Consider the following 12,468-nt stretch of genomic DNA (forward strand, 5'->3'; position numbering starts at 1 on the left):
GCGTGAGCACAGCATCCGAGCAGCCCGTAAGCGACTACCCGCAGGCCGCCGCCGCCCGGGGCCGCATTGAGCCCTCGCCTCGCCGGGTCCGTGGTTTCCTGGGCAGCCAGCTGGTTTTCGACACCACCTCGGCCCGCTATGTCTGGGAGACGCCGTACTACCCGCAGTACTACATCCCGCGGGCCGACGTCTCCGACGAGTTCTTGCGCGACGAGGACCACCCGCAGCACGTGCAGTTCGGTGCATCCCGGATGTTCACCGTGGCGGGGGAGTCGGAGACGCACCCTTCGGCGGCGCGGGTGTTCGATGACGGCGACGGCCCGGTCGCGGGATTCGTGCGCTTCGACTGGTCGGCCCTGAGTTGGTTCGAGGAGGACGAGCCGGTCTACGGCCACCCCCGTAACCCCTATGTCCGGGTGGATGTGCTTCGGTCCCATCGGCACGTCAGGGTCGAACTGAACGGTGTGTTGCTGGCAGACACGACGAGCCCCGTATTGCTGTTCGAAACCGGCCTGCCGACGAGGTACTACATCGACCAGACCGACGTCGCGTTCTCCCATCTCGAGCCGTCCGACACGCAGACACTGTGTCCGTACAAGGGCGTGACGTCGCAGTACTGGTCGGTTCGGGTGGGTGAGCGGGTAGCAGAGACAGCACATAAGGACCTGGCCTGGACCTATCGCACCCCGCTGCCGGCAGTGGCGGCGATCGCCAACATGGTCGCGTTCTACAACGAGAAGCTCGACATCGCCGTCGATGGAAGATTTCTGGACCGGGCGCACACCCATTTTTCCTAGGCGATGCTTGCACAATCAGCAATCGGAGCAAAGATTTGGGCTTTGGTTCGCTCTCGTTGCAAAAATCGTCCTATACTTTGCCAGGACTCGCCGTCAAAAAGCGACATGAGTTGCGACCTTGGGGGCGCGGGGGCTGCCGGAGGTACTCATGACGGTCGATGTCTCGATCGAAGCGGACTACACGCAACGTATGGAGCGGCTACTCCAAGCCGTGCAGGAATTGTCGCTGGCGCGCAGCCTGCCGGAAATCCAGGTGGTCGTGCGGACCGCGGCCCGCGAGCTGACCGGGTGTGACGGAGCATCCTTCGTGCTCAAGGACAACGGGTACTGCTTCTACGCCGACGAGGACGCCATCGCTCCGCTCTGGAAGGGCAATCGCTTTCCCCTGGAGAACTGCGTCAGCGGGTGGGCGATGCATCACCGTGAGTCGGTGGTGATCCCGGACATCTACGTCGACGACCGCGTCCCCCACGACGCCTACCGGCCCACGTTCGTCAAGAGCATGGTGATGGTCCCGATTCGCAAGGTCGACCCAATCGGGGCGATCGGCAACTACTGGGCCCATCCGCGCGAAGCGACCGAGAGGGAGGTCTTCCTGCTACAGGCACTGGCCGACTCGACGTCCGTCGCGATGGAGAACGTGGCGCTCTACGCCGAGCTCGAACAGCGGGTGCAGGACCGCACCGCCGAACTGGAAAAGGCCAACGACGAGATCCACAAGCTCTCGATCACCGACGAACTGACCGGGCTGAACAACCGGCGCGGTTTCTACCTGAGATCGGATGCGGCACTGCATGCAACCCGGCGGCAGGGTGGCTCCTGTCTGCTGGTGTTCCTCGACGTCGACGGTCTGAAGCTGGTCAACGACGCGCAGGGGCACGAGATGGGTGACGCGCTGCTGGCCGACGTCGCTGATCTGCTCACCGGCACGTTGCGCGAGTCCGACGTCATCGCCCGTATCGGCGGCGACGAGTTCTGCGTCCTGATCATCGAACCGGATTGCGATCAGGCGGCGCTCCGCAACCGTCTGCTCGCTGCCTTCGGACAGTTCAACGAAAACAACGACCGGACTTACATGCTGTCGGCCAGCATTGGCATGGTTCCCGTGCAGCCGGCCGATCAAGACACCATCGACGAACTGCTGTCCCGCGCCGACGAGCTGATGTACGAGGAGAAGAAGGGCAAGCCGACCTCACGTCGGCCTGCCTGATCCTCAGTCGTCGGTGACGGTCAGCTTGACGTCGATATTGCCCCGGGTGGCGTTGGAGTACGGGCACACCTGATGGGCTTTCTCGGCCAGCGCGACGGCGGCTTCGTGGTCGACGTTCGGTAGCACCACTTCGAGCTCGACGGCCAGGACGAAACCGCCGGCGTCGTTGCTGCCCAGCGAAACCTTCGCTCCCACAGCCGAATCCGTGACATCAGCCTTCTCCTGGCGGGCAACCAGCCGCAAGGCGGAGTGATAGCAGGCGGCATAGCCGACGGCGAACAGCTGCTCGGGATTGGTCCCGACGCCCGAACCGCCAAGTTCCTTCTGGATGCTCAGATCGAGGTCGAGCTTGCCGTCGGAGGTGCGCCCGTGGCCATCGCGGCCCTCGCCGGTGGCCAGTGCCTCCGCGACGTACAGAACATTCATGCCGTTTCCCTTCTGGGTTGGTTGCTCGACGTTAGAAACCGCTGGCTTGCCAGGAATCATCCGGGTAGGGCGGAACCGTGCCTGCGAAGGCGCCGTCGGTGATCGCGCACAGCACGTTGTCGATCGTGCCGGCGTTGGCCTTGGGGATCACGGTGCCGTCGTCGGCGACGCGCGCGACGACGGCTTGCCAGAAGTAGGTGATGCCGCCGTGCTCGTACCAGAGGAACCAATCCTTGTCGCGGTGGCCGGCGCGGATCAGCCGCCGAAACGGCAGCGACGGGTCGTCCACGTCGTCCGTGCTGTTGAAGGGCGCGCCGATGTCGGCGATCGGCCCGATCATCGTTTTCAACGGGGCCGGGAGCTGTCCCAGACCCGACACGTCGGTGACCGGCGTGCTCAGCTGGCAATTGGTGTCGGGTGCCGCGCCGGCTGGGGCCGCGGCCGTCGTCGCAACGATGAGCCCGGCGATACCCGCGACGAATGCCTTCATCGAAGCCAACCTACGCGTCCCTTGCCCGGATGTCTGTGGCTCGACACTTTCCACGCGGCACTCGGCGGATAGTCAGAGGACCTTCGACAGAAACTCCTGCAGCCGAGGGCTTTTGGGGTTGCCGAACACTTCGTCAGGGGAGTCGTCCTCGACAATGTTGCCGTCGGCCATGAAGATCACTCGCGAGGACACCTCCCTGGCGAAGCCCATCTCATGGGTGACCACCACCATCGTCATGCCGCCCTCGGCCAGGTCGCGCAGCACCTGCAGCACGTCGCCGACCATCTCAGGGTCCAACGCGCTGGTGGCCTCGTCGAACAACATGATCGATGGACCCATCGCCAACGCGCGGGCGATCGCGACGCGCTGCTTCTGGCCACCCGACAGCGTGGACGGCTTCACGTTGGCCTTCTCGGCCAGTCCGACCTGACTCAGAAGTTCCATTGCCTTCTTCTCGGCGGCCGCCTTGTCCATCTTCTTGGTCGTCAGCGGCGCCAGCGTGACGTTCTGCAGCACGGTCATGTGCGGGAACAGATTGAAGTGCTGGAACACCATGCCGATGTGTTGGCGCACCTTGTCCAAATCGACCTTGCGGTCGGTGAGGTCGAACTTGTCGACGACCACCTTGCCCGCGGTGATGTCCTCCAACTTGTTCAGGCAGCGCAGAAACGTCGACTTCCCGGACCCGGACGGGCCGATGACGCACACCACCTCACCCTGCTTGATATCGGTGGTGATGCCGTCGAGGACGACCAGCTCGCCGAACGCCTTCTTGAGATTCTCGATGTGGATCATCACCGTCCCTGCGGGTTCGGCCGCAGCGGAATCGGGAACGAGGTTGGTCATTTCACGATCCTTTTCTCAAGGCGGTCCGAGAGTTTGGTGAGTGCCATGATGACGATGAAGTAGATGATGCCGATGATCAGCCACATCTCGAATGACTTGTAGTTGCCTGCGATGATGATGCGCCCGGTCTGGGTCAACTCCGCGATCCCGATCACTGACAGGATCGAGGTGTCCTTCAGCGTGATCACGAACTGGTTGATGTACGACGGGATCATCGTCCGGATAGCCTGCGGCAGAATGACTTTCCGCATCGTCGGCAGGTAGCCGATGCCGAGGCTGCGAGCCGCTTCCATCTGTCCCTTGTCGACGGATTGGATACCGCCGCGGACGATCTCGGTCATGTAGGCGCCGGCATTGAGTGACAGCGTGATGACGCCTGCCGTCAACGCCGACATCTGGAAATCGAGGGCTGTCGGGATTCCGAAGTAGATGAAGAAGGCCTGCACCAGTAGTGGTGTGCCACGGAAGATGTCGACGAACGTCGTGCCGATGCCCCGCAGCACGATCGACCGCGACACCCGCAACAGACCGAAGATGATGCCGAGAATCAGTGCGAAGAAGATCGAGATGACCGTCAGGAATACGGTCATCTTCAGGCCCTCGAGCAGCAGTGGGTAAGTGCTCTTGATCAGGCCGAAGTACGAGGTGTCGTCGGTGTTGGCCTTCTCACTGAGGTAGGTGTTGATGATTTCGTCGTAGCGGCCGGATTTCTTGAGGTTGTCCAGGCCGGCATTGAATTTCTCGAGCAACTCGGCGTTGCGGCCCTTGTTCACCGCGAAGCCGTAACCCGTCGGGTCCTCCTTGGGTCCCACGGTCTTGAATCCGCTGCCCTGCGCGATGTTGTAGAGCAGAACGGGGTAGTCCTCGAAGGCTGCCTGCGAGTTGCCGGTCTTCACCTCGTCGAACATCGAGGACGAATCCGCGAACGAGACCACCTGGAAGCCGTACTTGTCCTTGATCGAGTTGGCGAACGTCGCGCCCTGGGTTCCGTTCTTGACCGCGACCTTCTTGCCGCGCAAGTCCTCGTAGGACTTGATGTCGTTGTTGTTCTTCAGCACCGCCATCTGGATACCGGACTCGAAGTACGGTTCGGAGAAGTCGAAGACCTGCTTGCGCTTGTCGGTGATCGACATGCCGGCGATCACGCCGTCGACCTGATTGGCCTGTACGGCCTGCAGCGCGGCGTCGAAGCCGAGCGGCTTGATGTCCACCGTGAACTTCTGATCATCGGCGATCGCGCGGATGAGGTCCATGTCGATCCCGACGAATTTGCCTTGCTTGTCTTGGAATTCGAACGGCGCGAAGGTGGTGTCGGTCGCGATCGTGTAGTTTTCACCGTCAGCCGACGCCCTGGCGGGGGCAAAGAAATTGGCGGCAAACACCATCAGCAGGGCGGCCACTGCCACGGTGGCAGCAGTCCACCCTGTCGCTCGTCGAGAAATTCGCCGTAACCATCTGGTTGGCATGCGGTTCCCTCCCATTGCCCGATTGCTCGCGTGTGGTTCACGCTACTTCCGCGGCTCGTGGTGTGCTTGCGTTTGGCTGCGCTGTGACCCGATGTGGGTCAGGCTGAGGCGCAACCACTGACGACGAGGAGTGCCATGACTGTCCGGGGATTGACCGTCGCGGGGATCGCCACCACGTTGTGCGCAGCGCTGTCTGCCCCGGCGGCCGGCGCGACACCTCCCGACGGCGACGCCACGCGCACCGACCTCGCCAAGGGCGCCACCGAGACGCCGGTCTCGATCACCACCGACGGCCCGACGACGCTGATCGTGCAGAGCCTCGCCCTACAACCCGGCGCCTCCAGCGGCTGGCACACCCACCCCGGCAGCGAACTGTCGGTGATCACCGGCGGCGCGGTGGCACTGCAAACCGCCACCGCGTGTGGCCCGGTGACTTACGGTGCGGGGCAGGCGGTGTTCATCCCGGCGGGTGTGCCGCACCGGGTGGCCAACCAGTCGGGATCCGAGGCGGAGGTGGTGCTCACTTACACGCTTCCCGTCGATGCTCCGGTTCGCGGGGACGCTCCCGACGCCTGCGCGAAGTAGGGGTGGAGTTGTCGAACCCGCGCTCGGACTACGAGCGAGTCCGCGCCGCGCATCTGGCGGAGGTTTCGGCGGCACTCGAGGACCACCTCGGTCGGCTGGAATGGTCACGCGCACAGATCGAACGGCACCGTGACGCCCGGTTGCGGGCCCTGCTGGCCTACGCCAAAGAGCGTTCGCCGTTCCACGCCGAGCGCCTGCGTGGCATCGACAACCTGACCTCGGCGCCGATCATGACCAAGCAGCAGGCTCAGGAGCATTGGGACGCGGTGATCACCGTGGGGGATCTGGACCGCGCCGGGGCCGAGCGGATACTGGCTGAGCAGCAATGGTTTTCATACACCGTGCACGATCAACAGGTCTTCAGCTCGGGTGGATCCAGCGGGGTGCGTGGCGTCTATGTCTGGGACTGGCCGTTTTTCGTCAGTGCCGCCTGCCTGGCCTGGCGGATGCAGGCCCGTGACGAGCGGCGTGCGCCGACGACCGGCAGCCGGTTGGCCGTGCTGACGGCCGCTCTGCCACCACACGCCAGCACCCCGCTGTTCGATGTGCCGACCGTCGAGGGGATGCAGACGACGGTGATCGAGGCGGGGGCGCCGTTCGAACAGGTGCTGGCCGACGTGGCCGCCGTAGCGCCGACACATCTCGTCGGCTACGCAACCGTGATCGGCCGCCTGGCCCGCGCGACACTGGCGGGTGAACTGGCGATCCGGCCGCGTCGGGTCAGCACCAACTCCGAACCACTGTTGCCCGAAGACCGCGACGCGATCGCGCAGGCGTGGGGTGCGAGGATCCACAATCTTTGGGGCTCAACGGAGATCGGTGTTCAAGCCGTCGGCTGCGGCCATGGCGAAGGGCTGCACGTGTGCGAGGACGAGGTGATCCTCGAACGCGTCGACGCCGACGGTGTCCCGGTCGGTCCCGACGAACCGGCGGCCCGCACGCTGGCCACCGGCCTGGCCAACCGAACCTTTCCGTTCATCCGCTACGACCTTGGCGACGAGATCGCCTTCCTGCCGGGCCAGTGCCCGTGCGGCAGCGCGTTCCTGCGGGTCGCCGACGTCGCCGGGCGCCGCGACGACGACTTCTCCTACGGTGCGATCACGGTGCCGGCCAGTGCATTTCGGCATGTGTTGGGCACTGACCCACGCGTCACCGAATATCAGGTCACGCAGACAACGGCCGGTGCGGAGATTCTGGTCGTCGGCGCCCCGGATCTCGACGCGCTGACCGCCGACGTCGTGGCCGCGGTGCGGCGCTACGGTCTGCGGCAGCCGCAGATCACCATCGCGGTCGTCGAACGGCTCCAACGCAACCAGGCCACCGGCAAGCTGACCCGATTCGTCCCGCTGCGCTGATCCTCAGTCCTGTTGGACGGTGTTGTCGAAGCCGGACTTGGTGATCTTCGGCGAGCCGCCACGATAGGTGACCTTGTTGTCCATCCCGGAGGCATCGATCGAGTCGGCGGTGTCGAGGGTCACGACGTTGTTCATGCCGGACACCTCAACGCGCGTGCAATGTCCGGTGATCGTCACCGTGTTGTCCATACCGCTGATGGTGACGGAGGTGTCGTCGCACGCGATCCTCTTGTTCTCGTTGACGCCGGCAACGCTGACGTTGCCGCCAGGCGCCGGAGTCGCCACCGTGCCAGCCGAACTCGACGGGGCGGTAGGAGTCGGGGCAGTGGAGGTTCGGCTGGGCCGGGTTGCCGTGGTGAACGTGCCGCCGCCGCCGGAGATGGTGGGGGTGCCGGCGCGATTGACGGCGAACAGCGAGGTTGCCACGATCGCGCCACCGCCGATCACCAGCCCAACGACCAGCAGCGCCAGCACAATCCAGCCGACGCGCATGCCCGAGGACGGCGACGGGACCGACGGCAGAGGCATCGGCGGTCCGTAGTAGCCCGGTGGGGGTGGCGGCGGGGGCGGTGGCCAGGCAGCGGTGGTGCCCGTGGTCCCCAGCTCACGGGCCTGGTCGGTCAGTGGACGCTCGAGGTCCCGGATGCGCTTCTCGGGATCGTCGTCTGGGTTCATCGGCTCCCGCTCCTCGGTCAGGTCGATGATCAGACTATTGCTAGGTAGGCGTCCAGTCGGCAATATCCCCCGGGTGGAGGTTGCCTATCGCGCGCTGCTCACGCAGGGCACGCTGTACACCACTGGCACTCAGCTGGCCAACGTGTCGGTGGTGCTGCCGTTCATCTGCGCCCAGGAGGGCTATTACTGGGCGGCGGGCTTGCTGTATCCGGCCTACTGCATCGGCATCGTCGGCGGAAACTCGCTGTCGCCCTATGTGCTTGCCCGCGCTCGTCATCTCAAACACCTGGTGATCGCCGCCACCACGCTGGTGATGGCCACCCTGGTGGTGGTCAGCGCGTTCTCGGCGTGGACCAAATTGTTCATCGCCGGAATCTTCCTCGCTGTGTCGCTGGCCACCGGTGTGGTTGCCGGGATATCGAAAGTTGCTTTTTCCGAAGTAGTTTCGAGCAAGCTTGACGACCACCGCCGCAACGATCTGGTGCTGACGCAGGGCGCGATCGGTGCGATTCTGGCGATCGGCACCACCTTGGTGCTGGTGCCGTTTCTGGCCGAGCGCGACCCGGCGCACAGCCATCTCGACGTGCTCTGGCTGGGCTCGTCGGGCCTGCTCGCCGCGGCGATCGCCGCCGTTTTCATCGGGCCGGTACAGGCCTCGGAGGTCAGCCGCGTGACGTTCCGGGAGACCTACCGCGACGGCGTGCGGGTGGCGAGATCCGAGTCATGGTTCCGCCGGTACGTCGTCATCCAGTTGCTGTTCGTTCCGGTCAGCCTGGGTACGTCGTTCTACAGCATCCACGCGTCGGTGAACCACAGCGACTCCGCGGGCAGCCTGCACGTGTTGGTGATCTCGTCGTCCATCGGCATGGTGGCCGGTTCGCTGTTCTGGCGCTTCGTCAGCCGCGCTCTGGGTGTGCGCGGAATGTTGATCAACAGTGCACTGCTGGGGACGGCGGCGGCCGCGATCTGCGTGGTGATGGAGTACCGCCAAGACCTCAACCACATCTGGATCTACGGCATTGTGTTCATCCTGGCGACGATGGCCTATCAGGCGATATTCAGCGCCGGGTTGGCCTGGGTCGGGGCGTTCGCCGCCGAACGGCACCGGGCGACCTTGCTGGGTTTCGGCTCACTGCTGATCGCCGTCGAGTCCTCGGTACTCGGCGCGGCACTGGGTGCGGTGGCGCAGAGCGAGGCGGTCGTCGGTCCGATACTCACCCTCCTGGGTCTCAACGTCGTCGCCGGGTTCGCCGCGGTGTGGGTCGCGCCGTCGAAGCAGCGGTTGGATTCAGTTCGGGAGGAGTAGCCGTACGGCGTAGCCGACGACGGCATCGACATCGTCCCCGAGGGTGCCGGCCAGCCATTGCTGAGCCAACTCGGCCATCGCCCCGGCGTACATGGCTGCGCCGACTTCGGTTGCCACCCGGTCGGATTCGGGCGCGGTGCGGCGCTGCTCGTCGAGGACGAGCTCGCGCACGTGATCCTGTGCGATGGAGCGTCGCGCGGCCAGCACCGGATTGGTCCGGGCCTCGGTGAACAGGATCTTGCCGCGGCGCGGGTCCGCCGAGCTGAAATCGAGCACCGCGCGGATCCCGGCCCGCAGCCGGACCCGCTCATCGCGAGCGCTCGCCATCACCGCGGTCAGAATGCCGCCGAGTTCGAGTGCCACCTCGTCGTAGACCGCACCGAGGAGCGCGTCGGTGTCGGTGAAGCTCTCGTAGAAGTAGCGGGTGTTCAGTTCGGCCGCCCGGCACACCGACCGCACCGACACCGCGGCTTCGCCGCCATCACCGAACAGGCCGAAGGCGGCCCGAACGAGCAGCGTGCGCCGCTCGGCCTGGCGATCGGCGGGGGACACCCCGGCCCACCTGGTGGCACTCGGCATTCGCTGAGGATATACCGGCCGGCGGCGCTTGCCGTGCTATTTTGGTTACGGGCGTAACCAAAATTCCGTACCGCCGGTTAAGGAGCCAGCCGAGATGAAACTGCTGCTGCCGCATCAACTTCTCGAGAACAAGGTGCGATCCGACTTCGACAAGAACATTCGCAGCCAGTTCTTTCGTGGCCTGGAATTCGCCGGCCCCGAGGGAGATCCGGGCTGGTTCGGTCCCGGCAGTGCGGTCTGGCACGTGCACTCGCACACCCCGGCGCTGATCTTCGGCCTGCAGTGTGCGGCTTTCATCGAGCGTTTCGATCCGAGCATCTTCTGGATGGGATCCGATCACTCCCGCGTCGTCCAGCACGACGAGGACGGCAACCCGACAGGCAAGCTGGACCTCAAGGGTTCCGGTGTGCGGCTGGCTCATTCGGTGGCGTTCTTCATCGGGACCGCGTACGGGTCCACCGCCACCGCCGAGCGGGTCGCCCAGGCGGTGCGGGCCATGCACCACACCATCAAGGGTGTTCGTCCCGACGGCCTGCCGTACGACGCCGACGATCCGGAATGGCTGCGCTGGAACTATGCCACCGTGGTCTGGGGGATCGCGACCGGCCATGAGCTGTACCACCCCAGTCCGCTGCGCAACATCGACCGGTATTACGGCGAGTTCGTCCGGGTCGGCCACGCCCTCGGCGGTACCGACCTGCCCGCGACGAAAGAGGAGACGCTCGACTGCCTGCGCTCGTATCTGCCGCGCCTGGCCCTGACTCATGGGGCCGCCCAGTTCACCGGGCCCAATCTGATGGAGAACCCCGACGTCCCCCAGGAGGCCAAGTTCTTCGACTGGGCGATTCGCGACAGCATGCCGGACTGGGCGGCGGACATGATCGCCTATCGTCCGCCGCATCCGATCGAACGGGCCGCCCGGCGTGCGGCCACTTGGGCGGCGCTGAACACAGCGTGGGCGGCGATGGGTCCGCTTGTGGAGTTCAAGCAGGCCCAGCAGCGGGTCGCGGGCGGCACGACCGTCGCTCACACCGAGCCTGCCTACGTGCTTGGCAGCGATCCGGTGCGCAGCCGCGACACCGTCGAGCAGATGGTGTGATCTGGGCCACTAGCGAATTGCTGAGATCGGCTCGCTAACCATGCGGATCAGCGAACTTATTTGGCATCAAGATCGAGAGGCCGACTACCTGCCCGCGTGAGGGTGCCATACCCGTCAATAATTTAAGGACTTTCCTTAATAATTTAGACGCGACTGAGGCATTGTGATTTCGGCCTCTTTTGGCTCCGCCGAGATAAGAAAATCTAAGCCCAGTAGATCTTCAAGCGCGTGACTTGTGATCTTGGATTCAACCAAATCTGCACGTCAACGTGCACTTTTGTTTGTCTCGAACCCCATTGCAACGAATTGATAACGATCGTCGCCTTAGCACTTACTGAGATTTGTGGCGTGCTGCGAATTGGTGTGCCGAAAGGCCCTAATTCTCTGTCAATGTCGTCGCTACACTCGACGCAGGCCGTTACCACCAGGTAACGCGGAACTGACTAAAACAAGACGCGGCCACATCAAGGCCGACGGAGGTACGAGCTCATGGCAAACACAACGGGAGTGACGGAAGGGTCTAAAGGCACCGGTGTTGCGGTGGCCGAGCGGGTCGCCGCAGAACGCCCGCTGTGGCTGTCGTCGCTGCCCTCGATCCGGCGCTCGCCGATCGGTGATCTGCTCCCGCAGCTGCTGGGCGGCGCCGAATTGGAACCGCTGACCGAGCCGATCGCGGCGCCGGTCGTCACCGTCGCCAAGAAGCTGGCCCCGGGCCATGGCCCGGTCAGCGACATGGCTGTCAGCCCTGACGGCCGCTTCCTCGTCACCGCGCACTATGGCGCCGATGTCGTCTGTGTCGTTGACGCTGCCACTCTGACGGTGACCGCCACCATCGACGGCCTGTCCGAGCCCTACGCCGCCGTGGTCGTCGCCGACCGCGCGTATGTCAGCGCAGCCTCCAACGACGTGGACGCGGTGGTTGCCGTTGACACCCGCACCGGCATGCCGTTGGCGGCCAAGACCTTTGAGATGACGGCCGGCGGAATGGCGGTCAGCCCGACCGCTGATGTGCTCTATGTCGCGCGGACCGCCGGCGACACCGTCGACATCGCCGCTGTCGACATCGAGACCGGTGCCGTCACCGCCATCGAGATCCCGGCCGCACCAGGAGCTTCCGTCGAGGCGCTGTGTATCAGCGCCGACGGCGCCCGCCTGTTCGCGTCGCTGACCACCCCCGCCGGTGGCCTGCTGGCGATCGTCGACACCAAGAGCCGTGCGGTCCGCGATGTGATCGCGATCGACGGATCGATCGGAGACATCGCGGTTATGCCCAACGGGCGCACAGTGTTTGGCACCGGATGCGACGCCGAATTCGGCGGCGCGATCCACGTCATCGACGTCGCGGGCGCCCGGGTCACCGACACCATCGCGATGGGCGGTGTGCCCACTCAGCTCGTCCTGGGCCGCGGTGGCAACTGCGCCTACATCGTCGATCGCAACGAGATCGTCGTCCTGTGCACCGCCACCACCGAGATCGTCGACAGTGTCGTGATCGGCCCGCAGTTGTCCTGCGTGGCGCTCGACCCGGTGCGCAACCGGCTGTACGCGGCCGACTACGCCGGGACGATCACCGCCCTGCGTCTGGACACCGCGGCCGTACAGCCGCCGTTGGCTATCGCGGCATCCTGAACCGC

At 64.9% G+C, this 12,468-nt stretch carries 13 protein-coding genes; 7 read left to right on the forward strand and 6 right to left on the reverse strand.

All coding sequences use genetic code 11. The annotated features are described in order from the left end of the window. Positions 1–2: 2 nt before the first annotated feature. Both EV580_RS24335 and EV580_RS24340 read left to right on the forward strand, forming a co-directional pair. Positions 3–797 carry a DUF427 domain-containing protein gene (locus EV580_RS24335; RefSeq protein WP_133694373.1) on the forward strand — a complete coding sequence of 265 codons (795 nt, stop codon included), beginning with the start codon at positions 3–5 and terminating at the stop codon, positions 795–797. A 148-nt stretch (positions 798–945) separates the two neighbouring features. Then, positions 946–2,007, forward strand: coding sequence for a GGDEF domain-containing protein (locus EV580_RS24340; RefSeq protein WP_133694375.1), 1,062 nt, complete (start codon positions 946–948; stop codon positions 2,005–2,007). A gap of 3 nt (positions 2,008–2,010) precedes the next feature. Here EV580_RS24340 and EV580_RS24345 read toward each other — a convergent pair whose 3' ends face one another. The 4 genes from EV580_RS24345 to EV580_RS24360 all read right to left on the reverse strand — a co-directional run bounded on the left by EV580_RS24345 (position 2,011) and on the right by EV580_RS24360 (position 5,154). Beyond that, complete coding sequence (locus EV580_RS24345; protein WP_133694377.1) at positions 2,011–2,433, reverse strand: organic hydroperoxide resistance protein; 423 nt, start codon at positions 2,431–2,433, stop codon at positions 2,011–2,013. A gap of 31 nt (positions 2,434–2,464) precedes the next feature. Continuing rightward, positions 2,465–2,923 carry a hypothetical protein gene (locus tag EV580_RS24350; protein WP_286171842.1) on the reverse strand — a complete coding sequence of 153 codons (459 nt, stop codon included), beginning with the start codon at positions 2,921–2,923 and terminating at the stop codon, positions 2,465–2,467. 72 nt (positions 2,924–2,995) lie between these two features. Further along, a complete protein-coding gene (locus tag EV580_RS24355) occupies positions 2,996–3,769 on the reverse strand; it encodes an amino acid ABC transporter ATP-binding protein (RefSeq protein WP_133694379.1) in 774 nt (257 codons plus the stop codon). Further along, complete coding sequence (locus tag EV580_RS24360) at positions 3,766–5,154, reverse strand: amino acid ABC transporter substrate-binding protein/permease (protein WP_255497230.1); 1,389 nt, start codon at positions 5,152–5,154, stop codon at positions 3,766–3,768. Before EV580_RS24360 ends, EV580_RS24355 begins: the two co-directional genes overlap by 4 nt. Positions 5,155–5,370: 216 nt before the next feature. Here EV580_RS24360 and EV580_RS24365 point away from each other — a divergent pair, with 216 nt between their 5' ends. Together EV580_RS24365 and EV580_RS24370 are read left to right on the forward strand one after the other, a co-directional pair. Beyond that, complete coding sequence (locus EV580_RS24365; protein WP_133694382.1) at positions 5,371–5,820, forward strand: cupin domain-containing protein; 450 nt, start codon at positions 5,371–5,373, stop codon at positions 5,818–5,820. A 2-nt stretch (positions 5,821–5,822) separates the two neighbouring features. Further along, complete coding sequence (locus tag EV580_RS24370) at positions 5,823–7,175, forward strand: phenylacetate--CoA ligase family protein (protein ID WP_208114658.1); 1,353 nt, start codon at positions 5,823–5,825, stop codon at positions 7,173–7,175. Positions 7,176–7,178: 3 nt separating this feature from the next. Here the strand turns inward: EV580_RS24370 and EV580_RS24375 are convergent, their stop codons facing one another. After that, positions 7,179–7,850: a DUF3060 domain-containing protein gene (locus EV580_RS24375; RefSeq protein WP_133694383.1), complete on the reverse strand. Its 672-nt coding sequence runs from the start codon at positions 7,848–7,850 to the stop codon at positions 7,179–7,181. Between the two features lie 73 nt (positions 7,851–7,923). Between EV580_RS24375 and EV580_RS24380 the strand changes: the two genes are divergently transcribed. Then, positions 7,924–9,156 (forward strand): MFS transporter, encoded by a 1,233-nt coding sequence (locus EV580_RS24380; RefSeq protein WP_133694385.1) that lies wholly within the window; start codon positions 7,924–7,926, stop codon positions 9,154–9,156. Here EV580_RS24380 and EV580_RS24385 read toward each other — a convergent pair. Beyond that, entirely contained in the window at positions 9,139–9,735 is a 597-nt protein-coding gene (locus EV580_RS24385; RefSeq protein ID WP_133694387.1) for a TetR/AcrR family transcriptional regulator, read from the reverse strand. The two genes, EV580_RS24380 and EV580_RS24385, sit on opposite strands and share 18 nt — an antisense overlap. 100 nt (positions 9,736–9,835) lie before the next feature. Between EV580_RS24385 and EV580_RS24390 the strand changes: the two genes are divergently transcribed. Next, positions 9,836–10,834: an oxygenase MpaB family protein gene (locus EV580_RS24390; protein ID WP_133695011.1), complete on the forward strand. Its 999-nt coding sequence runs from the start codon at positions 9,836–9,838 to the stop codon at positions 10,832–10,834. Positions 10,835–11,323: 489 nt separating this feature from the next. Beyond that, positions 11,324–12,463 carry a YncE family protein gene (locus EV580_RS24395; protein ID WP_133694389.1) on the forward strand — a complete coding sequence of 380 codons (1,140 nt, stop codon included), beginning with the start codon at positions 11,324–11,326 and terminating at the stop codon, positions 12,461–12,463. Positions 12,464–12,468: the final 5 nt, after the last annotated feature.

Source organism: Mycobacterium sp. BK086 (genome assembly GCA_004362315.1).
Lineage (GTDB): Bacteria > Actinomycetota > Actinomycetes > Mycobacteriales > Mycobacteriaceae > Mycobacterium.

What these genes read in the sequence shown, in the direction of transcription:
- EV580_RS24340 (WP_133694375.1), top strand. Translation starts at nt 946, where the DNA reads ATGACGGTCGATGTCTCGATCGAAGCGGACTACACGCAACGTATGGAG.
- EV580_RS24345 (WP_133694377.1), bottom strand. Translation starts at nt 2,433, where the DNA reads ATGAATGTTCTGTACGTCGCGGAGGCACTGGCCACCGGCGAGGGCCGC.
- EV580_RS24350 (WP_286171842.1), bottom strand. Translation starts at nt 2,923, where the DNA reads ATGAAGGCATTCGTCGCGGGTATCGCCGGGCTCATCGTTGCGACGACG.
- EV580_RS24355 (WP_133694379.1), bottom strand. Translation starts at nt 3,769, where the DNA reads ATGACCAACCTCGTTCCCGATTCCGCTGCGGCCGAACCCGCAGGGACG.
- EV580_RS24360 (WP_255497230.1), bottom strand. Translation starts at nt 5,154, where the DNA reads ATGGTGTTTGCCGCCAATTTCTTTGCCCCCGCCAGGGCGTCGGCTGAC.
- EV580_RS24365 (WP_133694382.1), top strand. Translation starts at nt 5,371, where the DNA reads ATGACTGTCCGGGGATTGACCGTCGCGGGGATCGCCACCACGTTGTGC.
- EV580_RS24375 (WP_133694383.1), bottom strand. Translation starts at nt 7,850, where the DNA reads ATGAACCCAGACGACGATCCCGAGAAGCGCATCCGGGACCTCGAGCGT.
- EV580_RS24385 (WP_133694387.1), bottom strand. Translation starts at nt 9,735, where the DNA reads ATGCCGAGTGCCACCAGGTGGGCCGGGGTGTCCCCCGCCGATCGCCAG.
- EV580_RS24395 (WP_133694389.1), top strand. Translation starts at nt 11,324, where the DNA reads ATGGCAAACACAACGGGAGTGACGGAAGGGTCTAAAGGCACCGGTGTT.